Annotated in this window: 18 protein-coding genes; 3 read left to right on the top strand and 15 right to left on the bottom strand. The window is 36.9% G+C overall.

From position 1 onward, the window contains the following. Window positions 1-179 precede the first annotated feature (179 nt). Window positions 180-860 (top strand): ABC transporter ATP-binding protein, encoded by a 681-nt coding sequence (locus WD055_04125; protein ID MEX0849392.1) that lies wholly within the window; start codon window positions 180-182, stop codon window positions 858-860. Between the two features lie 696 nt (window positions 861-1,556). Here WD055_04125 and WD055_04120 read toward each other — a convergent pair. Beyond that, window positions 1,557-1,892 carry an RNA-binding protein gene (locus tag WD055_04120; GenBank protein ID MEX0849391.1) on the bottom strand — a complete coding sequence of 112 codons (336 nt, stop codon included), beginning with the start codon at window positions 1,890-1,892 and terminating at the stop codon, window positions 1,557-1,559. A gap of 461 nt (window positions 1,893-2,353) precedes the next feature. On the opposite strand from WD055_04120, the gene murJ reads away from it, so the two are divergent. Continuing rightward, a complete protein-coding gene (gene murJ / locus WD055_04115; protein ID MEX0849390.1) occupies window positions 2,354-3,922 on the top strand; it encodes a murein biosynthesis integral membrane protein MurJ in 1,569 nt (522 codons plus the stop codon). A 9-nt stretch (window positions 3,923-3,931) separates the two neighbouring features. After that, complete coding sequence (locus WD055_04110; GenBank protein ID MEX0849389.1) at window positions 3,932-4,354, top strand: NUDIX domain-containing protein; 423 nt, start codon at window positions 3,932-3,934, stop codon at window positions 4,352-4,354. Between the two features lie 160 nt (window positions 4,355-4,514). Here the strand turns inward: WD055_04110 and WD055_04105 are convergent, their stop codons facing one another. From WD055_04105 to WD055_04040, 14 genes are all read right to left on the bottom strand, one after another. Next, complete coding sequence (locus tag WD055_04105) at window positions 4,515-5,918, bottom strand: right-handed parallel beta-helix repeat-containing protein (protein ID MEX0849388.1); 1,404 nt, start codon at window positions 5,916-5,918, stop codon at window positions 4,515-4,517. 94 nt (window positions 5,919-6,012) lie between these two features. Next, on the bottom strand, window positions 6,013-6,195 hold the full coding sequence (locus WD055_04100) for a hypothetical protein (protein MEX0849387.1): 183 nt from the start codon (window positions 6,193-6,195) through the stop codon (window positions 6,013-6,015). Between the two features lie 119 nt (window positions 6,196-6,314). Next, window positions 6,315-7,739 (bottom strand): right-handed parallel beta-helix repeat-containing protein, encoded by a 1,425-nt coding sequence (locus WD055_04095; protein MEX0849386.1) that lies wholly within the window; start codon window positions 7,737-7,739, stop codon window positions 6,315-6,317. Between the two features lie 48 nt (window positions 7,740-7,787). Further along, window positions 7,788-9,188 carry a right-handed parallel beta-helix repeat-containing protein gene (locus tag WD055_04090; GenBank protein ID MEX0849385.1) on the bottom strand — a complete coding sequence of 467 codons (1,401 nt, stop codon included), beginning with the start codon at window positions 9,186-9,188 and terminating at the stop codon, window positions 7,788-7,790. 64 nt (window positions 9,189-9,252) lie between these two features. Beyond that, window positions 9,253-10,611, bottom strand: a complete 1,359-nt coding sequence (locus WD055_04085) for a right-handed parallel beta-helix repeat-containing protein (GenBank protein MEX0849384.1) — start codon at window positions 10,609-10,611, stop codon at window positions 9,253-9,255. 178 nt (window positions 10,612-10,789) lie between these two features. After that, on the bottom strand, window positions 10,790-13,396 hold the full coding sequence (alaS, locus tag WD055_04080; protein MEX0849383.1) for an alanine--tRNA ligase: 2,607 nt from the start codon (window positions 13,394-13,396) through the stop codon (window positions 10,790-10,792). Window positions 13,397-13,734: 338 nt separating this feature from the next. After that, the gene (locus tag WD055_04075) at window positions 13,735-15,372 is read right to left on the bottom strand and encodes a right-handed parallel beta-helix repeat-containing protein (protein MEX0849382.1); all 1,638 of its coding nucleotides are present in this window, start codon (window positions 15,370-15,372) and stop codon (window positions 13,735-13,737) included. A 51-nt stretch (window positions 15,373-15,423) separates the two neighbouring features. After that, window positions 15,424-17,073, bottom strand: coding sequence for a right-handed parallel beta-helix repeat-containing protein (locus WD055_04070; GenBank protein MEX0849381.1), 1,650 nt, complete (start codon window positions 17,071-17,073; stop codon window positions 15,424-15,426). 57 nt (window positions 17,074-17,130) lie between these two features. Beyond that, window positions 17,131-18,726, bottom strand: a complete 1,596-nt coding sequence (locus WD055_04065; protein MEX0849380.1) for a hypothetical protein — start codon at window positions 18,724-18,726, stop codon at window positions 17,131-17,133. Window positions 18,727-18,750: 24 nt separating this feature from the next. Then, complete coding sequence (locus WD055_04060) at window positions 18,751-20,442, bottom strand: right-handed parallel beta-helix repeat-containing protein (GenBank protein ID MEX0849379.1); 1,692 nt, start codon at window positions 20,440-20,442, stop codon at window positions 18,751-18,753. 208 nt (window positions 20,443-20,650) lie between these two features. Further along, window positions 20,651-21,046 carry a hypothetical protein gene (locus WD055_04055; protein MEX0849378.1) on the bottom strand — a complete coding sequence of 132 codons (396 nt, stop codon included), beginning with the start codon at window positions 21,044-21,046 and terminating at the stop codon, window positions 20,651-20,653. Window positions 21,047-21,161: 115 nt separating this feature from the next. Continuing rightward, window positions 21,162-21,578: a hypothetical protein gene (locus WD055_04050; GenBank protein ID MEX0849377.1), complete on the bottom strand. Its 417-nt coding sequence runs from the start codon at window positions 21,576-21,578 to the stop codon at window positions 21,162-21,164. 88 nt (window positions 21,579-21,666) lie between these two features. Next, complete coding sequence (locus WD055_04045) at window positions 21,667-22,164, bottom strand: HIT domain-containing protein (GenBank protein MEX0849376.1); 498 nt, start codon at window positions 22,162-22,164, stop codon at window positions 21,667-21,669. A gap of 111 nt (window positions 22,165-22,275) precedes the next feature. Then, window positions 22,276-23,733, bottom strand: coding sequence for a hypothetical protein (locus WD055_04040; GenBank protein ID MEX0849375.1), 1,458 nt, complete (start codon window positions 23,731-23,733; stop codon window positions 22,276-22,278). Between the last annotated feature and the right edge of the window lie 279 nt (window positions 23,734-24,012).

The raw sequence follows: 24,012 nt of genomic DNA, 5'->3' as shown, positions 1-24,012 counted from the left end.
CTATAAAAAAGTTTAGGCAGGAATAGTTTTTAAAAACAATAATTCCCGTTAAAGTAATAAAAAACGCCTTTGTGCAGCAGGAGTATTCATAGTATAATTAAAAAAATGAAATCGATTTTTAATTTTCACTTTGTAAATTAACAGAAAAGCTATTTACAAACATAGCCATTGAGGCATATATGAATAATATGTTATTGCGAGCAGACGATATAAAAAAAATATTCAGAACGCATCAGGGAACATTAGATGTACTTTGTGGAGTGAATTATACATTTCGATCGGGGCATTCCTATGCAATTACGGGTGCTTCAGGTACGGGGAAATCTACTCTGTTGCATATTCTAGCCGGTTTAACTGAACCAACACAGGGTACAATTTTTATTAATGAACAAAATATTGCGTTATTTGATGTTTTTGCGCGTGAACAGTTTTTAAATTCTACGATAGGACTGTTGTTTCAGATGCCTTATTTGATAAAAGAGCTTACGGTGCTTGAGAATGTGATGACAAAAGGATTAATTGCAGGCCAAGAGGTTGAGCAATGTAAAAAAGAAGCATTGCTGTTACTGGAAAAAATGGGATTGCCGGATAAAGCATACGAAAAACCACCGGTTTTATCCGGAGGTCAGCAGCAACGTGTCGCATTAGCGCGTGCATTATTTGCAAAACCTTCTTTTTTATTGGCGGATGAACCTACCGGTAATTTGGATACCAAAACGGGTCGGGTGATTATGGATTTATTATTAGAGAGTCAAAAAGCATGGGGTATGGGTATTATTATTAGTACACATGACCAATCTGTTGCACAGCGTGTGGAGCAGCAATTAAAGCTTGAGAGTGGCGAATTAAAAAAGGTATAGGAAAGAATATTATAAAGTACAATTTAAAAACAAATGGTTGTGCCATGCTTATTTTGCATATATTTAATTGTAAACCGATCATTTTCTAAATGAACAAACTTTTTTAGCTCGGTTTTTGTCGAGATTATACCCGTTACCACTGGATCCCCTTCAGGGATGACAAAATAGGTAAATTGCTTTTGTGTTTTGCACCTGGATTATTACATTATATTTAAGAATTAAACCTCTTGTAGAAACTATAATTGCACTTTTAATTTGCTAAAAATGCCTCCCTTGTCGTCCTTCCAGCAGTCGCTAACCGTACTTCGCATAAAGCTTCGTAGGTCTGTCCTCTGACTTGTGCGCAGAAGCTTCAGCGAAGGAGTAAGTTTCAACGTAAGATGGAAGCTAAGGCGGGCAGGCTGCGAATGCCTATGCATTACCCACATTTTATCCTTTAAAAAACATGTTTTTTTGTTGACATCTAACATAGTATCTTCGCAAGCGACGGCTGGGAATGACAGGGGGGGTGAGAAACTTTGTTATTTTGTGTGATAATTATTTTGAAAGTAATTTTTTCTAAAACAAGGCGGTTAGTTAAAAAATTATTTCTCTATTCACGATAAAAAAATTAGATAGCGAAAAAGGGAATCACAAAATGTGATTCCCTTTTTTGTTTTTCAGAGTGTGGTGTAGTTTTTTTTTAGTTAAAAACTACTAAAATCTGCGGCCACCATCGTTGTTGCCGTATCCGCCACGGCTTCCACCGAAGCCACCACGGTTTCCGCCACCTGTGCGAGGACGATCTTCGCGTGGACGAGCTTCGTTTACACGTAAGCTTTTACCGTTAAAATCAGAATCGTTCAAAGTTGAAATTGCTTGATCTGCATCGCTGTCGCTAGCCATTTGAACAAAAGCGAAACCGCGTGAACGGCCAGTTTCTCTGTCCATGATAATGCGAGCTGATTGAACTTCGCCATATTGAGCAAAAAGTTCTTCTAATTGGTCTTGAGTTGTAGCAAATGGAAGGTTTCCAACATAAATATTTTTCATAATTAATTAAATCTCAAAAAAAGGTTAACTTATAATATACGTACTTTAAAAAAACACACTATCTATTTACAATCACACATCCTCAAACATATAAATTTCACTTATTTATCTACAAAAATTTTATCTTCTAGGGTCTTTCTAGCAACGAAACAAAGAGTTTAGGATTGTGAATTGCGTATTGTAACAGAAAGCCATTTATAAGCTATAAAAATTGCGAAAATATCAAACCATAAAACCAGTATAGGCTAATAAGGCATGATTTGCAAGCAGAAGTGTTCTTTTTGGAAGGAAACGAATAAAAAAACTTGAATGTATAACATTTTCTATGTGAAGAGATGGTTTTATATGCCTAAAAAACAGTCAGCGGTTTACTTGAGCTTTTCCCTTTTTTTTAATTTTAGGTATGCTACAAAGGCTAAAATATGGTCTTAACTGCATATTAATCTCTTGTGAGGCTTGCCATGAAAAATGCACTTTCAAAACAATCTATTATAAAAAAAACAATTCAAGTCGGTGGTTCTACCCTGGGCAGTAGGTTTTTGGGGATAATACGTGAAGTGTTAATGGTGCGCTATTTGGGCGCAGGAGCAGGAGCAGATGCTTTTATCACGGCTTGGAAGATTCCTAATTCATTGCGTAAAATATTTGCTGAAGGGGCGCTTTCTGCCGCATTTATCCCAACTTTGGTTAAATTGGTCAAAGATGGAAAAAAAGAAGATGCAAATGGCCTTATGTCGATGGCATTCTTAGTGTTTGAAGGTATTGTTTTAGCATTGTGTGCATTGATAATTGTAAAAGCACCTTTAGTGGTTTGGTTTATGGCGCCGGGATTTTCATCTGAACAAATTGCTAGTACGGTGCCTTATTTGCGTATTTTGATGCCATTTATATTTTTTATTTCCAGTAGTGCGTTATTGGCTGGGGCATTGCAGGCGGTGAATCATTTTTTTGTGCCGGCTTTTTCTCCTATTTTATTAAATATTGTTTTTATCAGTTCATTGATCATTTGTTTGTCGAATCAGTTTCCGGTTGAATATCTCTGCTTTTTTATTTTATGCGGCGGATTACTACAGTTTTTATGGCATGTGGTCACTTTTTTAAAATTGCATTTTTCATTTGGGGCCATTACAGAAAGTGTTAAATCTATCTTTGGGGGTGTTTTCCTAAAGTTTTGTAATTGTCTTGTGAGCATGAGTGTTATGGAGGTGAGTTTGATCATTGATACACAGTTTGCATCTTTGTTGCCTGCAGGTTCGGTTGCGATGCTTTATTATGCAAATCGATTCATGGGGATTCCTCTGGGTGTGTTTGTGACCGCATTTTCTACCATTTTATTGCCTCATTTTTCTCGCGTGGTTACCTATGCGCCAAAACGATTAAGTTTTTATTTATTGGAAGCTGCAAAGTTGATTTTTTGGGTAACAGTACCGGTGACTTTTTTGATGATATTTTTTGCAGAAGATATTTTTGCTACTATATTTTTGTCTGACAAGTTTCCTATCGAGAAGGTGCAACAGGCGAGTATTGTGTTGATAGCATTTATTAGTGGTCTTTTTTTCTTCTCATTGAATCGTATTTTATTGAATCTCTATTATGCCCTGCATAATACGCGTGTGCCTGCAGTAGTTTCAGTTATTGCGACATTAGTTAATGTTGGGCTAAACTTTCTCTTTATTCATACACTCAAAGCGCCGGGTCTTGCATTGGCTACTGTTGTTTCTGCTATGATACAAACAGGGCTTTATGCATTATATTTATATAAATATATGCATTTCACCTTTTATTGTGCAGAATTCGCGAAATTTATAGGGCGATATAGTATGCAGTTATTGATTACGGGTTCATTGTTTTTAATAACATATTATACATTGCATAAGGCTATATTAATCATGTTGCCATCTTCTGTTGCATATTTCTTTTTGCACAAAATCGGTTTTTGGTTGTGGGTTGGTCCACTATGTCTTGTGGCATTTGCTGCATTATATAGTTTTAGGAAGTTTTTTAGGGTTAGGGTCTATTTTTTGGATTAAGGATAGGTAATGATAAGGCAATTTTCTGCAGGACTTGTATTATATTATGATTGTGATGGGAAACCGGAAAATCGTGAGTTTTTACTTTTACATTATGCAACAGGACATTGGGATTTTGCCAAAGGTAAAATTGAAAAAGGGGAAACAAAGCATCAAGCGGCATTGCGTGAACTTGATGAAGAAACGGGATTAACGGCCGATGTTTTTCCCGGTTTTGAAGAACAGTTTTCTTATTGGTTTCGTGATCAAGATGGTCAATTAATCAATAAAACGGTTTACTTTTTTGTTGCATGTACCAATCAAAAAGATGTTGCTCTTTCACATGAGCATATCGGATTTGATTGGTTGCCATATGAAGCAGCACTGGAACGATTAACCTATAAAAATGCACAAGATATGCTTAGAAAAGTAAAGATGTTTTTAGAGGAATAGGATGATAAAAGCCTAACGCTTTTTATTTCGCGATCTTATATAAAAAATGTGTTAAATTTTCATTATAAACAATCCCGTTTATTTACATTTTTGACAAAAAAAATAGGCTCCCGTATACGAGAGCCTATGGTATCTTTAAAAAATATTGAATTTATAAAGGTTAAGTTCTTACACTCATATTTTTCCATGAAGTTGGTGCCGGAGATGGAAATGCTCCCGATTGGTCGAACTCATCAAAATTGAATGTGGTATTTCCGCTTAGTGTAACGTAATTATCTGCAAATGCATTTGCTAGTGCGTAATTACCTAGCACTGAATTAGGTCCAGCGGTTGATGCTTCTAAGAGGTTTACGCTCGTAGACAATACCATACAATTAGCAAAAACATAACAATTTTGTGTCGTCCCATCCAAAAAGATATTTTGCGACGTATTCTCACTTAAGTAATTTTCTATCACTTTGATACGGTCACTATCGCCTATTTCTATGCCTTCACTATTATTTTGCCCAATAAAGCAGTTGGTAATTAGAACATCATCGGCTGCATCTATGACGCGAATGCCTCCAGTCCCATTATCTACAACAGTACAACTATCGATTCTTGTACTTGCGCTTGGTCCGTCGACAATAAGGCCTGCAAAGTTATTGTTATTTACTATGCAGTTGAATAGAGATACGTTGTTTGACTCGTTTAAGCGGATACCGGCGGCTGAGCTGTCGCTAACATTACAATTATTCATTTGCATATCGGTAACATTAAATGTTCGCAGACCGATATTGCCAGCATTGAGAATATTAACAGTGTCAATATTCACACCAACAATGCCACTTCTGAGCTCAATACCTGGCGAGCTACCATTATCTAAGCAATTCATATGAGTGATGCTTATGCCATTTGATGTACTGTTTACATCAATTAATTCTGCAGTAAAATTTCTGATGGTACCTCCAGTGATTTGAACATTGGTGTGACCGGCTGCAATTTCAACACCAACCGTAGTTCCCATACTGTTTGTTTGTCTGATAGTACGCCCATTCAAATCAAGGGTAATGTTATCCCCATCGATTGTAATAGCAGCAGTTCCCGTTCCGCTCGGAGCATAATTAATATGTTCGGCCAAGAAATAAGTACCGGGATCAGTTATGGTTAATCCTGTGGTGCCGACATCGGAGTTACGAATCGCAATACCAAATGCACCTTCAATATTAAAAATACTCGTATCAAGTACATCGGTTTTGCTTTGCACAGTGTCAATTTTTTCATTTAATGCATCAAGTGAGGTAAAGACACCAGAAAAATCCGATAGTACAGTATCGGCTTCACTAATAGCGACGTCAAGTTGACTTTCAATGGTGGATGCTTTTAATTGTGCTTCATTTAAAGAAGTAAAAATACCGGAAAAATCAACTGAAAATTCACTCAATTTACTTTCTGTTATCACCTCGATAGATTGTGTACTTGCAACAATATTCCAGAGCGGTGTACCAGGTTTTGGCCTTGAAGTTGCATTAAGAAAATTCATACATATGAATGATGCTAAAAATAGTATATTACTTTTTTTCATTTGAAGATCCTTTTTTTTATACTCTTTTTCTAAACTGGCAAAAATTTAAATAAAATTCAATAAAAAGAATTAAGAAGTTAAACTCTTGAAAAAGCTATGTTCTCACATTCATATTTTTCCATGAAGTTGGTACTGGAGATGGAAACGTTCCTACCTGATCAAATTCATCTAGATTAAAATTGGTACTTCCACTTAGTGTAATATAATTATCTGCAAATGCATTAGCCAAAGTATAATTACCCAGCACTGAATTAGGTCCAGCGGTGTTTTCCCACATTCTTGGTCCTGTGGGTGTGATGTTAGATGCAACCGAGGCCACGTAGAATAAACTTAGCAGGAGACTTAGTTTTATGCGTTGCATTAAAAGCCTTTTTTTAAATACTATGATAATACGTTCTAAGTTATCATGTTAATATTGTTCCAAAAAGTTGGTTCGGTTGCTGGAAATGATCCGCTTTGATTAACGGTGGCTTGATTAAAAAAACTGCCTCCACCGATGGAAACATAATTTTTATCAGTAGAAGTTGCTAATGCATAGTTACCAAAAACACCATTTTGAGAACTACCAGATTCTTCGCGCAGGTTAACACTTGAAGTGAGCACCAACGAATTTTGGCCGATATAACAATTTTGTGTACCGGTTGATTCTGTTGCCAAACGAATATTATCACGTCCATTGTTTTCGCAACAGTTGTTGGTGATAGAGATACGCAGTGCATCTTCAAGGTGTATACCATCCAGCGTGTTGCCTTTGCTAAATACACCACTGATAAGTGAATTGGAAATATGGGAAAATAAAATGCCATACCCATCATTATCCCAAGTGGTGCATTCAAAAAGCGTAATATTTTCCGATGTTGTACTGCTTGAAAATTCTAAGCCATTATCAGTATTATTACTTGCGATACAGTTATGCAAGGTAATCTCCGAGCAGTCGGTGAATAACATACCATTTCCAATGCCGTTACCATTATCACTACACACGCAATTTCGCAACACCATACTTGAAGATGCATTTGTTAAAATACCGTGTTCATTACAATTGGTAACGATAACATTGGTAAAGAAAATATCGGTACCTGTGCTTACTACTTCAATACCTGATTCATTTGCAACATCGTTGATAAGCATATTGTCTACTACTACGTCGGCAGAAAGTTCATTAATTAAAATTGCTTGTGCATCAGTATTTGTGATTACCCCATTGCTTATTTGAACATTGGTATGTGTACCTAGCAGTTCTACTCCAACAGTGCCACTTGTGCCATCAGTTGAGAGTGTTTTTAATTTAAAATCGATGAATGTGTTATCAGCATCAATGGTTATTGCTGCCAGATCGGTAGAACTTGGATTAAATACAATATCTTCAGCTAAGTAGTATTCCCCACCTTCGGTGATGGTGAATCCTGAAGTGCCCACCAGTTCATTGGTAATAGGAAAACCAAATGCTTCCTGTATGACCTCAATTAGTGAGAGTGATGCATCCAGCTCTGAACTTATGGTGCATGCAAGAAGAAGAACTTCTTCAATTGCTGTGTAGGTACCATCAAAATCAAAGGTAAAATTTTCAAGTTCACTTTGAATAACATCAATTTGTGATGACATCGAACATTCTTTTTTGATAATGTCATCAATTATAGTAAAAGTTTCAGAAAAATCTTCAAAATCCAGTGCGCATACTTTACTTTCAATAGTGCAGGCTAAAACTTCGACATTTGCTGCAATATCCCAAGCACGGTCTCCTGGAGATGCGGGAGAAACTGCTAAAGCTAATCCGTAAAAAAACAGTGTACCACTTAATAATAAATGTTTTTGCTTCATAATAATCAATCCTTAAAACTGAGTCGGTAGTATTAAAAAAATAAAAAATTATGGCGATGCATCAATATTGCGCCAAAATGCCGGTTGCGTTGAAAATGCAGAAGAGGTGGTTACTGCGGTGCTATTTATGACGGAGCCGCCCGCAGTAGTATAATTAGCGCCAGTTGAACTAAATGCATAGTTGCCCAAGTAACTATTATCTGCACCTGCATTAGTTTCATCAATATTGTCAGCACCATTTTCAATCAATGTATTGCGAAAAATGAATTTATTATCGTTATTTCCTGTGATTCTTATGCCATTTCTTCCATTGCCGATGCATAAGTTTTTCGTAATAACTTGATCGGAGCTGTTAGATAGTATGCCATCATCTCCATTTCCATTCGCCACTGAATGCAGTATAACTGCACGGGGACAGGCACTAACATCAAAACCTGTAATGTCGTTTGTGAGTGCTTGGCAGTTTAAATATACATTGCTCGGATTATTACCGGGGCCACTACGGGCAAAGCCACTCCCCTTGTTGGCTATCGCTATGCAATCTGTTATAAGTATATGCTGAGCACCGTCATCAACTTGTAAGCCTCCTCCTGTTGTCCCTCGGCAGTTGCTAAAACTACTATCCATAACTATTCCATTATCCCTTGTAGTTAGATCCAAGCCTTCATCTTGGCAGGTATCACAAATAATATTGTCAACGATAAGATTAGTGCCGGCTAGGCACTCAATGCCATCGGCTGAATTACCCGATGCTCCTGGGCCAATACCGGCGTTCAGTATCGTCAGATTACGTAGAATAAGGTTTGAAACATCACCACTATTCGTGAGAATGCCGCCGCCAAGCATATTGCGTATGGTGCCATTTGTGATAACAATATTTCTATGCGGGCTCTGTACTACAATCCCTATAGCGCCTAGTTGCGTATTGCCTTGCGTGATGGTGAACCCACCTAGATCAAAGAACACTTCATCTGCGTCGATATCGATCACGGGAATATCTGATGCGGGGCTAAAGGTGATGTTTTCCGCCAAAAAGTATCTGCCGGGTGTTGTGATTGAAAAACCGGTGGTACCAACATTCTCTTGAGTGATTGCGGTTCCAATACAATCATCTAAACTATCAATTGAACTTTCAATTGGGGCAATGAGGCTTTGTGTTATTTCCAACTTTGATAACATCGCTGTTGTAAAGATGAATGGATCGAATGTCGCGATAGAAATTTCATCAAGTTTAGAAACATCTTGGGTGACTCGATTGTCAATCTCTTGCAAGGCGGTAAATACGCCGGTAAAATCTAATGTAATGGTATCAAATTTGCTATCTGTTGTGATGGCGATATCTTCAGTTTGAGCAAGAATGTTCCAAATGCGTTCGCCGGATGTCGGCGTGGTGGCAATCATGGTTAAGCCAACAAGACTAAGCATTAAACTTATTTTCGTGTACTTCATTTTTATCATCCCGATTATCCGGCCTAAGTTTCTATAAGGCCGGAAGTGAAATTATTTTTTCTAACTAAAATCTCATATCGATATTTTGCCACTTGGTGGGTTGCGAAGAAGAGCTAATGCCTTGATTTATAGTAACCCTATTTATAGTTGAAGTGGTTGAAATATAATTGCTTGAAGACGAGTTGCCGAGTGCCCAATTTGATAAAAACGTATTCGGGCCCCCAGCAGACTCGTTAATATTGGTATTGCTGTTGCCTAACGCAATATTTTCAAACACATAACAGTTGGTTACCTCATTAAGTCTAATTCCTTCTGATAAGGATACGCTGCCACTGCAAATGTTGCCTATCAGTTTTATTTGCGTGCCATTTGTGAGCAAATGAATGCCTTGAGTATCATTGTCAATGCAAAAGTTTTCTCTAAGCAGTCCATTGCTGCAAGTAGTTAGCCTTATACCTTCGAGGGAGTTAGCTGAGCACATGCAATTGAATATTTCAAATGTGTCGCAGTTGCTGAATTCTATTCCCCGGCCAAGATTATTGCTCATGTTACATTTTTGTATGGTAATACGAGATGAGCTTGAGCAAGCAATACCTGCTGCCGTACCAGAAGCTGCTCGATCACCAAATAAACATTTTTGGATGAGAATATTATCTGATGAGGAAATATTTACTTGATTCGTAATACACCTGGCTGCTAGACAACTTCTAATGGTAACATTTGAGCAGGTGTCAATATTAAAACCATTTGATGAACTGTTATCTATCCAAATATTTTCAAAGGTTACAGATGATGCGGTGTCAACATCAATGCTGTTTCCGGTGGTATCAACAACAAAGCCATTTTTAACGGTTATATTAGAAAATCCAGAATTTATGCCTATTGCAATTGCCGCATTTCTGATGGCAAAGCCATTAAAATTAAGTTCAACATCATCTGATGCGATGGTTATTGCAACAGCTGCTGAGGTATCAATCTCTTCGCATAAAATATATTTGCCTGGTAATCCAATGGTTGTGCCGGTCAGGCCGACATCTGCATCGGTGATAACCTGGCCAATTGCATCGTTGGCATCAATCACATTATCAGCGGCCGACTGTATTTCAGACTCAAGCAAACACACGTTAGAGAGTGCCTGTTCAAAGTCGGTACGTACTTCATTTATACTATCAACTAATGAATCGAGCGTATCAACGTTGCTATCATTAACGCTTGTTTTTTGATTAAGTTCTTCAATTACTGTAAAAACGGTGTTCAGATCTGTATCGGCTAATACACATACTTTACTTTCGATAGTGTTGAAAATAATTTCATTTTCTGCTGCAATATCCCACATGCGCTTGCCCGGTTGGGGCGATGTTGCAGATATATAGATAGGTAACAAGCACAGTGCACCTGTTATTAATTTAGTTTGTTTCATCATTTTTACTCTCTCTTTTTTTTTAGCTTTTTTTACACTGTGGCAAAATTTAAAAAAAATTTCAACAAAAATAGAGAGAACGTGTTGATATTAAAAAAAAGTTATATTTCGTTGCTCATTTCTCGTTTAAGTAGGAAAAAATGTCTTTTAAATTAAGATTTAAATGCATCTGCCCAAGTTTTTAATTATTATCTATAATCCATTGTATGATATTTTTCTTTAAGTTTGCATCAAATGTGGCGCCTCCACCTTGCAAGATATTCTTGCTTCCGCCACCACGCAAGTTGGCATTTTTTTTGAGCCATGTACTGAATTTCTTAATATCAAGGTGATCAGCAAGTTCATCGCTCATCGTTGCAACAAAAGTTACTCGATCAGTGCCTTCACTGCCAAAAAAATAAAATCCGGATTTTTTGTTTGCCAATTGCAGCATGCTTTCTTTGAGTGTATCTATTGGCATATCTTTGAAGATAGTAAATAAGAATGGTACATTATTGATCATTTCTATTTGATCAATGAGCGATGACATTTGTGTTTGCAATAATTGTTGTTGTGTTTTTTTCAGCTCTTTTTGCAACTCTTTGTGTTGTGTATTCAGTTTTTCAACGGTTTGCAATACTTGTTCATGTTTAACTTTAAACAGTTGGCTTAAGTTTTTGACCGTATTGAATGTTTCTTGATATAAATTTATTGCTTTCGGTCCGGTTATTGCAAAAATGCGTCTATGGCCGGCTGCAAGTGCTATCTCTTGGGTAATCTTAAAGGTGCCAATGTCACCGGTGCGAGGCACATGGGTTCCGCCGCACAGTTCAACTGAAAAATCAGGAACATTAACGACACGTACATTTTCAGGATTATATTTATCACCAAAGAATGCTAATGCGCCCATTTTAATTGCATCACGATAGGTCATTTGTGTAATATCAACAGGAATATTTGCTCTAATTTTTTCATTGACTATATCTTCAACTTTTTTAATTTGAGCTTCAGTTAATGTGGTATGGTAGGTAAAATCAAATCGTAAATAGTCAGGATGAACCAATGAACCGGATTGTTTAATTTGATTGCCAAAAAGTTGCATAAGCGCTGCTTGCAATAAGTGCGTTGCAGTATGGTTTTTCATTGCATCGATGCGTTTTTTTTCATGCACGGTTGAAATAACTGCATCACCAACTTTGATATCAACTGGCGTTTCAATTTCAGCTGCAATACCTTTTTTGATATACCGCACTGATTTAATAGGTATTTTTTTATCACCAATAGTGAGCCAGCCATTGTCAGGAACTTGGCCTCCACCGACAATAAAGAAGGGGGATTTTTTGGCAATAACAAACGCCGTGTTTCCTGCAGCAACATGTTCAACCGATTCAAAATCATGGACAAGAGCAATTATGTTGGATGTTGTTTCAAGTTCATTATAACCGGTAAATTCAGATGAAATATGTTCATCTAAATTTTTAATATGCGCAAAAGGATCAGTTGTTTTTTTGCCTGATTGTGCTTTTTGTTGTGCCATGTGAGTTGCAAATTCTTCCATGTCGACCGTAAAATCATGCTCGTTTGCAATCAGTTCGGTTAGCTCGGTAGGAAACCCATAGGTGTCATACATTTTGAATGCTTGCTCGCCTGAAATCAGTTTGCTGTCTTGATGTTCATCCATATACTTTTGCAAGATTTGTTTGCCGCGTACCAAGTTTGTTGCAAATTTATCTATTTCGCTTTTCAAAACTTCTTTGATCAGTTTTTGTTTGGTTTTTAATGTGGGATATACCTCACCAAGTTCTTGAATCACAATTGTGCTTAAGTTTGGAAATAGTTGTTGATCATCAGATAATTTTTGTGCAAATAATGCTGCACGGCGAATAATTTTACGTAACACATAACCGCGACCATCATTGGATGGTGCACAGCCATCGGCAATCAATAACGATGAACTTCTAATGTGATCTGCTAAAACTTGAAATGCTGCTTTTAGCTCACCCGTTTGTTTGGTGTAATCAATGCCGGTAACTTTAGATATGTGATTGATAATTGGCATGAAAATATCGGTTTCATAGACTGAATCTTTGCCTTGCAGGACTGCGGCGACTCGCTCTAATCCCATACCGGTATCAACGCCGGTTTGCGTTAAGTTTTTATCAGTGCCATTTGGTTGGCGATCATATTGCATAAAGACCAAATTCCAAAGTTCTAGAAATCTATCGCAATCACATCCAGGGGCACAATCAGCATTGCCGCAGCCATTTTCAGGACCACGATCAATATAAATTTCAGTACAAGGGCCACATGGACCGGTATCGCCCATTTGCCAAAAATTATCTGCAGCACCAAGGCGATGAATATGCTTTGGATCGACACCCATTTCATCTTTCCAGATATTATAAGCATCATCATCAGTCTCAAACACTGAAACATGAAGTTTTTCAATAGGTAGATCTAATTCTTTGGTTAAAAATTCCCAGGCGTATCTGATCGCATCTTTTTTGAAGTAATCACCAAATGAAAAATTCCCCATCATTTCAAAGAAGGTTAAATGCCGTTTAGTGAATCCAACATTATCAAGATCATTGTGCTTGCCACCTGCTCGTACACACTTTTGAATAGTAACTGCTTTATTGTAACTCCGTTTTTCTTTGCCCAAAAAGAGGTCTTTAAACTGATTCATTCCTGCATTGGCAAAAAGGAGTGTTGGATCTTGCGCGGGAATTAAAGATGAACTTGAAACCTGTTCATGACCATGTTTTTTAAAAAAATCGAAAAATTTGTGGCGGAGTTCTTTCGTTTTCATTGGTAAAACCTTTTGCAAGAGGCATGTTATATCTTGTCATCCTCGCGCAGGCGGGGATCCAGGCAAAGATAATTTACAGTTATTATTCAATAGGCGCGTCGTGCATAACTTATTTCTGAGTATGATTCATTGCCAAAGCATAAAACAGTGGCCTGGATCCCCGCCTGCGCGAGGATGACAAAATGTAAAAATTCAATTAGTTGTCTTATATACACTTTCTAATGTCTGCGCATTCTCTATATCATTCAAAAGATACTGTTTATTTATATTTTTGGCAAAAAAAACAGGCTCTCATATTCGAGAGCCTGTGGCGTGTGATTAACTGTTTGAGTTGTTGTTTAAATGGTCATACTGATATTATTCCATCGTGTTGGCAATATTGTGCTCGTTGTTGTAAAATCAACTCCCTGTACTTGATTTGAAAAGGTGGTCGTGCTTGTGTTGTTGAGTGTTCGATTGCCGGCTGTTGTGGTATTGAGCGTGAAGTTACCAAGTAATGAAACATTTCCCGTACCGGTTTGATTAATATTTGTGCTATTAAAAAGGCATATATTATCTTTAACGAGTTCGCTTGATGGGCTATTTGCACTTGAGGTGAGATTAATTCCTGCTGAACTGTTTGCCGAACTGATATTGTTTTGTAGGGTTTTTGTTATGCCGGCAGCAGCTCGCGACAGATTAAATCCGTTAGGACTGTTTAGTTTTGAAATGCAATTTACAATATTGGAGCTTTGTCTGATAGAAAAGCCATCGCTAGAAGAGCAATTGGTTGCTTTACAGTTTTGTGCACTGGAGGCGTTGACGTTCCTGAAAAAGAATCCTCGACCACTGTTTTTTGCTATACAGTTTTCAAGCCGTAATGCGGTTGCAAAAGCTGTCCCAATAGTAGCTGTTATAAAACAGTTGCGAGCAATCATTTCTTGGCCCACGGTGTCATTGTTTGTGTTGATACCGCTAAAGTTTGCTTTAATAATAACATTTTCAAATAAAAATGCGTTGGAGAGACTTCCTAAACGGATTGTATCAACGCCTCCGGTATTGATTATGTGTAGGTCTCTAATAATGACATTAGCAAATGCTGAAGGGTTAAAGAAGTCGATTATGATGTCATCCTCACTGTATTTTATACGTCCATTTTGAATTATGAGGCCCTCTACACCTCCTGAGCTGGAAGAAAAAATTCTGCCGGTTAAAGTGAAACCATTTAGGTCTAAAACAACATTACGTACACCGGAAGTATCAAATTCTATATTGCCCGAAAGATCTTCTGTTGCATAATAAAATCCGGATGAGGAAATACTAAGGGGTAAGTCAGCATCTGATATTGGAATTCCTATGATATTAGCTGCTGCATCAATTACACTTAAGCTATCATTGATACTTTGTACTTTTTCTTCAATGGCATCGATAAGAGTAAAGGTTCCGCTTAAGTCTCCACTGATATCGATATCAATGTTTTCAAGCTGATTATTAATTGTTTCAACTTTGCTGTTAATCGTGCATGCTTTTTGTTGTGATGCTTCTATTGCAGTAAATATGCCGGAAAAATCTAATGCAACGGTAATGTCTGCATTATCAATGTTTGATTCAGCATTTTCCAGTGAGGTACAGATCTGTTTTGCTTTTAGGTTTAAAGCTGCTAAAATGGTCCATGTTTCATCAAAATCTTGAGCTAAATCATCAAGTTTTTTGTCAATTGCCCCGGTAGTTGCTCCGGCATCAATGACTAATGTGTCGAAAACATCAACTAAGCTATCTACGGTGCACACTTCTTTTTGTAATGCATCTAATGCGGTAAATACACCTGAAAAATCAACTTCATTGACAGAAATTGTTTCAAGTTTACTTTCAATAGTCACAAACTGTGGACCTATGCTTGCTGTGATATCCCATAGTCGAGTCCCGGCAGGAGATGCAAGCATGGTGATTGAATAAGTTATAAAAAATAGTGTAAGAAAATAGGCTTTTTGTTTCATAGAAATTATCCTTTTATTAACAGTGTTCGGATTCATATTTGACCGTTTCTATTAGGTCATACTAATATTATTCCATCGAGATGGCGTGGTTCCGGCAAAAGCAACTCCTTGTGTTTCGCTTGAAAATGAACTGTCGCTTGTTGTTGCTAGAGTGCGATTTTTTTCATCGGTTGTATTGAGTGTGAAATTACTGAGCATTGAGTTTCCGCCTGATCCTGCAATTTCTTCTATATTTATATTGTCGTTGAATAGTAAGTAATTACCTTCTATCAAGCAGCGTCTTGTGCCACCGGTAAGGGTCAATCCATTGTTACGATTTCGGGAACTGATATTTTCAATAAGTTCAATGCGTTCACAGTTATCTAAATGTATGCCGTTTGTTCCATTCTCTTTTGCAACACATTGTGAAAATACTGAGTTTTGAACGTTCGTGCATAGAAAGCCATGTTGACCATTTGCAAATGCTTTACACTCTTTGAGTGTGTAATTACTGTTGCCTGACATGCTGATACCATCATCATTATTGTTATTTGTGATGCAGTTTGTAAAGCATACTTGTGCATCAGTGATACGTATGCCGCTGCCGGTTCCACCTTGACCATTTTCATTGCACATACATTCGGCAATGAGCATTTCAGTACAGCCGGATGCGATGCTGATGCCATCAGTTTGGCATTCACCGATTAATGTTTCTTGAATGGTAATTTCTTTGCAATTGCTTGCGATATCAATACCATTAGCTGTTGCTGATGCTATAATAATTACATCAGAAATAAGTAAGTCACTGCATCCATTATTAATACTTATGCCTGCATCTTGTACATCTCGAATGGTTCCGTTGCGTATTTGAATATTTGAAAGATTTGTTATGACTTCAACGCCATGAGTACCAACGGCTGAGTTACCTTGATCGATAGTGTGTCCATTCAAGTCAAGATTTACATTATTGCTTGCGATGGTAATTGCTGCAGTATTGGTGCTATCCGGATTGTATGTTATATGATCAATTAAAATATAATTGCCCGGTGCGTCAATTGAAAAGCCGGATGTGGTTATATCGCTCTCTTTAATTTCAATTGGGAAGCAATTAGGTGTATCAATTATGCTGTGGATGGTTAATGCTTTTTCGTTAATTGCATCGATGATGGTAAATGTTCCGCTCAAATCGATTTGAATGGATAGATTTTCAAGTTTACTATTTATGGTATCAACAGCGCTATCAGCAGAGCATGATTCTTGTAGTACTGCATTCAGTGCTGTAAATAGTTCTGTGAAATCTACAGATATTTCAGCATCTATAGTGTTGAGCTTGCTTTCGACTGTAATTAAGATATCTTCCAAAGATTCTGATTTCGTCTCAATTGCTGCCAGAATGGTCCATGTTTGATCAAAATCATTTGCTAGATCATCAAGGCGCATATCAATGAGTCCGACGCCAGGTCCTGCAACATCAATGGCAGAATCAAGAATGTCAGTTAAGGTGAGTGCAACGCATGCTTTTGATTCTACTGCATTGAGTAATGTTATAGTTTTTGAGTAATCAATTTCTTGGTTGCTTATTGCTTCAAGTTTGGTTTGTGTGGTGTTGATAATATTTCCAGATTGTGCTGCTAAATCCCAAAGCCGTGTTCCGGGAGGGGCAGCTTCTATTGAAAAACATACTGTAAGTATCAAAAGAAAAATATGTGGAGTTAGTTTCATTATTCATATCCAAAGTTAAATTTTTTTTAACATTTCATCACTAAATAAGTCTTTGAGTTAATGTGATGCTGCCAAGTTATTCCAATATTCCGGTGCAGGAGAAGGGAAGGATCCTCCTTCGCTGAATGACACAGCATTGGCATCACCTGATCCACCTGCAACATAAGCTCCAAAGTTGTAGTTACCTAATGTTGCATCTTGTGGAAGATCAATGAGCGACCCTTTCATGTTGTTAAATGCAATGAAGCAGTCTGTCATGGAGAAATCAATATGACCAACCATATTGTTAGATGTTATTTCATGTTTTCCTGATGTGCCTCCTGATGCCTGCATTGATTGCGTGTCCCCGCGCAAATCATTGTGCCATATGGTGCAATTAGTTGAAGTACTTGATAGCGTTACTGTGTCATCAAAGAGATCTGATGCACAGTTTTCCACTACAATGTTTGATCCTTCAATTAATTTCTGAGCATTGAAATTATAAAAGAAAATCTGTTTGCTGTCAGCAGGAATGAAAGCTGATGAAGGAATGCCTGAAATTATTGAGTTGACATTCCTTATTATTTGTTGGTTTGATCCGCCAATATTTGCTAAGGATTCAGCGCAACGAAAAAAAGAATTATCTTTATAAATGGCATTAGTCAGATCTGTACTCTCAAATCCTACAGTGAGCCTTTGAAAGAATAAGTTTTTAAAAATGCAATAGGTACAGTTTGATCCGATACTAATAGCTGTAGTTGGGGGATTGAAAGCTGAATTGCTAAGAGTCCCACTAGTAATTACGACATTTGATGCATTATCTTCAATATTTATTGCTGTTGTAGAACTCGCCGTAGAGTCGAATCGTACTATCAACTTATTGTTCAGATCAAGATAGACGTCACTGGAAGAGATGGTTATTTTTGGAGATGACGCTGGTTCATATGTTAGGTCCTCTATAAGATAGTAGCGTCCGGGAGAGCTGATAGTTATTTGTGTTAATGAACTGCCATTGGATAATGGGGTGCCTAAGGTTGTTTCATAATTTTCCAATGTGTCGGCATCAGAGCATTGCAGATCAAGGATTGATTGCAGCGCTGTGAAGGTACCGGTTATATCACTGACTATTTGATTGTCTATGTTGTTAACTAAATTTTGTGTGATATCAACTTTTGAGTCAACAGTGCACAGTTTGTTTTCAATTGCATCAAGAAGGGTAAATGTATCGGTGAAATCTACACTGGATTCGGCTTGTATTTCAATGTTTTCAATAGCACTTGCCAATGCTAAACTGTTGCATACTTGTTGAGTAATCGTTGCCAGGATTGTCCAGGTTGATTGAAAATCTTGGCCGAGTTGATTGACCTCTTGATTGATTACATCAAGACCTGAGTTGAGCTGTTCAGCTTTTGGAATTACCCCCATTAATTCAGGGGGCAAAAGTGAAACCTTACTTTGCACTTCATCGATAGTTGTAAACAGTTCGGTGAAATCGGCTGTAATATCTAATGTGCTTATAGTGTCCAAAATACTGCAGACGGTCACATCGGTTAATTGCGTTTGATTCATGATGTCCCACACTCGTGTACCGGGTGTTGTATTAACTAATGCATGCAGGCCAATCGGCATACATATGAGGCTCAAAAGAATCAGCTTCATTTTTATTCTTTTCATGTAGCTCCTTTTTTTTATTTTTTATTATGAATTCATATTGATATTTTGCCATGCCGAAGGTGGTGTCGGTGGAAAGACACCCGTTTGACTGACCGTAACGGTATTGACCACATCTGTGTAGGCTGATGCGCTTTCTTTAAACGCATAATTTCCAACAATAGAATTGGTGTTACTTGAAAAATTTGAGATGCCCACATTTCCACTATTTTCGATATTATTAAAGGCAATATAATTATTAGCTGCAGAGCCTGCAACGCTAATGCCATCAGATTGATGATCAGAGATGGCGTTATATACAACTTCATTTAACCCACTCGATCCGGCAATCTCTATACCGGTTGTGGTAGAGACAAGATCAGAAGTATTACTGAGTATCATAGAGTACCAAATGGTTGATGTACCGGTATCAACAAATTGTACGCCGCCTAATTCATTTTGAATTATTTTGCAATTTTCAACGGTGACAGCACGTGAGTTGCTGGCTGTAATGGCTCGTCCATTGGTGGTGCTTACGATTTCTGCGTTGATGATATATACCACTTCAGAGTTATCGATATGCAATGCGGCGGCAGCAGCAGCACTTTCGTTATTTGTGTAAAGAGTATTATCATTTAGGATTATGTCGTTACTTGCGTGGATCATGATGGCTTCATCATAGTTTTGTGAATAATTAACGTTTAGTGAGTAGATATCGGTGCAACTTGTACAGTTAAAGCCGGCTTGTGTTGATGCTCCTCGACCACATTGGTTAATTGATATATTTTGCAAAATTATCTCAGAAGAAGAAAGAAGATCGACTCCTTGTGCTGACCAATCTGAAATGGTTCCATTTTTAATGGTTACATTTTCTTGATTATTCATGTTTATTGCTTTTACTCCGGCAACGGTATCACTGTTTGCTTGTGACAATGTGTTACCACATAAATCAAGCGTTACATCGTCTGCTGCAATAGTAATGGCGGTAGCAGCGCTTAAAGGTGAAAAGTTAATATTTTCAGTTAATATATATTTTCCCGAAGAGCCTATAGTAAATCCGGCTGTGCCTATATCGGCAGCGGTGATTGCTGTGCCGAAAGAGTTAGTTATGATTTCAAGTGATGTTGCTACTGCTAAAAGATAATCTAGTGTGCTACATTCAAGTTCCAGTAATGCATCAAGTGCGGTGTATGTTTGTATGACTTCAATTTCTTGTGGTATGACATCGACTAATGAGTCGGTAGTTTCAAGGCTATTGTTAATTGAAGACACTTTTTCTTGTAATGCATTGACGGCAGTAAAGACTGTTGAAAAATCTACCGCTACAACCGAAAGTGTATCAACTAAACTATTAACGGTGAGCGCTTTATCAATATCGCTGCAGAGTGTTTCTTCAAGTTCATCCAGGATGGTCCATGTTTGTAAAAAATCCTTTTCAAGTTCAGTAACTTTGCCGTCAAAGATTGGGAGTAATGAGTTAATACCATCGACTATACCAATATCTTGTGAAAGCGCATCAACATCACTGCATATTTTTGCAAGCATTGCCTCAACAACGGTTTGTGTGCCGATAAGGTCATTTTCTACTTGAGTAATGACCTCAACTTGGCTTTCAATAATTTCAGCGAATGATAAGTTTTCATTAGCAATATTCCAAACGCGCGTTCCGGGTTCAGGACTAGCTGCAGACAACGTTTTTATAGATAGAATAAGGTATAAACACACCTTTTTTTTATTCACGAATGCTCCTTTTTTTTTTTATATTTCTGTTCGTGGATTTTTTTTAAGCTAGAATATAAACCAAAAAAAGACAATAATATGTATAATAAAAAAAATGATGTCGAAATTGTTCGTTTCAAAAGTTACTTATGATTGTACAGATCTGTATGGTAAAAAAAGAAAAAAGACAATGAAATTGAGTTTGTCCATTTGAAATGTTTAAAAAGTATTAGTGTTGCAGGTTATCAAGGCTTATAAATATCATATTGCTTTGTTCTGGAGTGAGTGCATTAAAATTTTTTATAAAATCTTGATAGAGCCATTCAATTAATTGCTTTTTCTTTTCTTCGTTAGGTAAACAAGTTTTTTTGTTATGTTTATGTTTAGCTACTTTTTTAATAGATTTTGTTTTTTCGGTCTCTTTCCTTATTGCTGGAGTTATTTTTATTTGAGGAGTTTTTTTTGGTAAGAGCGGCAAACAGGGTGATTTTTTTGGTTGCATGAGTTCGGTATGCTCTTTGAGGAATGTCGAATCTAAAGTAATATCTGCAAAGATATTATTGTCTGCGCAATATATTGTTTGTAAAGATACCGTTAAAAATATCCATAGGGTTGGCATATGCATATTTGTCCTGTCAGGGTGATTGCAAATATATTAATCTTTTCATATTGTACAGTAAAAAAGGCTTAATGGGCAAATGATAAACTTATCTAGAGCAAACGGGATTATTTAGTTGTGTTTAATTTTGACTTTGATTTTTTTTGCATGAAGTAGATCTATCTATATTATTTTGCTTGCGCTTTCTTTTCCTGGGAAGGTTTTTTTGTGTTGGCTCGATGGTTTTTTCAATTATTACATCTTGAGTGTCATAGCGATCTAAAATAGCTCGCAATAGAAGTTCTATTCTTTCAGTTTGTTGATGGATTGCATTGAATTCTTGCTTAATGTATTCAAGTTCATGTTCAGGTATCGGGGGAGTTGGTGATTTAATTACTTTGAATTCTGGTAATGGCTTTATGAATTGAAATATATCACAGGGGTTTTCATCTTTTATTGATTGGAGTGCTGTGATATCAAATATATCTTCAGAAGTCTCTGCACAATTTGTTTTCATGTATAAAAATGCAATTAAAATATATGCTAAACTTTTATTCATATTATTCCAGTAAGTTTATGCTTTGTTTATAGCATTTTACAGCAAAAAGTGATGTATAGGCAAATGGTCAGTATTGTTGATGCATTAATTAAAAATAGGTTTTTAGTTTTTTCAATATTTCTTGTAAATCAAAAGAGATGTTTTTTGTTTGTCCAATAGTGGTTAAAAAATTAGTATCACCGGCATAACGTGGTACTATATGCATATGCAAATGTGATGGAATTCCGCCACCTGCAATTTTTCCAACATTCATACCAATATTAACTCCTTGTGCATGAACTGCTTTGCGCAAGATGTTGGTTCCTTGATGGATAAGTTCCATCATTTCATTGCGTGCTTCAGACGACATATTGTTCAGGTCAGAAACATGATTTTTTGGCAATATCAAGATGTGTCCTGCATTATAGGGAAATTTATTGAGCATGACAATGTTGTGTTCAAAGCGCTTGATGATCAGATTGTTTTCATCATTAGTTTGTTTAAATTGTTGGCAAAAAACACATTCATCTTGAGTGGTATCACTTTGTTTGCTTCGACTGTCATCTTCTGAATATGCACTGCGCCATGGGCAATAAAGCTGTTTCATATTTGCCTTTATTAACAAAGATTATTTTTACTTTAATTATAGTAAATAAATCTGATTTATAGCAAAACTTCATTGTGGTTTATAAGTTAAAGTTGTATAGATACATGTTATTTATTGAATCTTTTTTTTGAAAATATAGTGCCAAAAGGTGAGCGATAAAATAATCATTAACGGTTCAATTGGTAATCGCAGACGAGCATAGCCAAATCCGCCCGTCATAAACAAAATGCTCGCAATCATAGGGCTGATTTTTAGCCATAAGCCAAAATGTTGTTTTATAATATTGGGAACTTTGAATTTGTGTATCAATGGCATAAGCATAAATAACCATAACCCACCAAATAGGCCGATCCAAAGTAATAATGCATATATAAGTTCAAGATATACATTGAAGCGCATAAACCAAGGCATTGGTGTTTTGTATAGGCAGTCTTGCAATTTTTCGCCCAAATATTCAATGATGGGATCATAAAAGAAACAGCCCTTAACAAATGCATCTAATTGGCTTGAGTATAGATCAAATGTCGTTTTGAATACTTCGCGCATCCAATCATATAATGCGAGCCATGGATGACCCAAGAATATGGGCCATGCAATGTCGCCACATATAAACTCTTTGGGTAAGGCAATACCCATGCGTTTATAGCGTGGAGCTTGTTGTCGATACTTTAGCTCTGCTTGCATGCCAAGTTCTTTCCAAGCATCTAATAGTTCAATGTTTTCTACTTCAGCTTTTATGCGCGGTGCGCAAAATGAATTAAGATATGCGCCAAACATAGGGCAAAAGAACCATTTACCGGTCAATTGATAATTGCGTATATACCAAGGACTTATACATGCAAAGAAAATGAATAAAAATAGTGCAATTTTTTTTCCTTTTAGCTTCCAGCTGTCTTGGGCAAAAAGGAAGATGGTAAGCGCGCCAATTATTGCTACAAATTGTCCCATAGGCCTGAACCAGGCATAAAGTGCAAGCATAAGTGCGGCAATAATGAGATTTTTGATCCAATGATGTTTTTGTGGCTGTTCAAATAGTGCTGAAAAACTGCGATAAAAATATAAAAGAAAAAGGTAAAAAGGAATTATTGATGTTGCTTCGGTTAACAAATAGGTGCTTGCAAGTACAAGCCCTAAGTGAAAAACAGAAATCCATGCGGTGATATGTGCAATAAGCAATGAGTTGGTTAAATATAAGGCAAGTAAAAGTAATATGAGCGGAACGAGTGCGCTCAAAAAAATTTGGAACCATATTGATGCTTGTTGAGCTGCTGATGCGCCTTCGAATGTAAAATCATCGGTACCAAATATGTTATAAAATAACATTAAGTAAACCGGATAGCCGGGTGTGCGCCAAAAAATAGGTGCGCCGGTGTCAGGACGATGCATACCATAACCATATTTGATACAAAGTGCGCCATTGTGATAATCAACACTATCAGCTTGTTTGTACCGTTCATTATGGCGAACATAACCATAAAATGTTAATGCACGGACTGCAAATGCAATGGCAAATAATATAAACAGATATTGCTTGGTAATTGGTTGATTAAGATTCAGTGATGCTATCATAGTTCTTCTTTTTTTTTAAGTTAATTTTTGCCTGACAGCATACGATGTTTTTTTTGTTTTGTCATCTTAAAAGGGGGTCCAGCAGTGAACGGCGTAGTATTGATAAAGACTGAGCCAATGATGTGCATATCGATAAAATGTATTGTCATTTTTTTTGTTTACAATGCTAATGAAAAATATGAAAATTGAAAGTTTTCTTTGCCTGGATCCCCTTCAGGGATGAAAAAATAGGCAAAAAAATGCTTTGTTTTTCGTCCTTGGATATTACATCCTATGTGA

The organism is Candidatus Dependentiae bacterium, assembly GCA_040878395.1.
Taxonomy (GTDB): domain Bacteria; phylum Babelota; class Babeliae; order Babelales; family Vermiphilaceae; genus JAKBEL01.
This window is presented reverse-complemented; position numbering and strand designations above follow the sequence as displayed.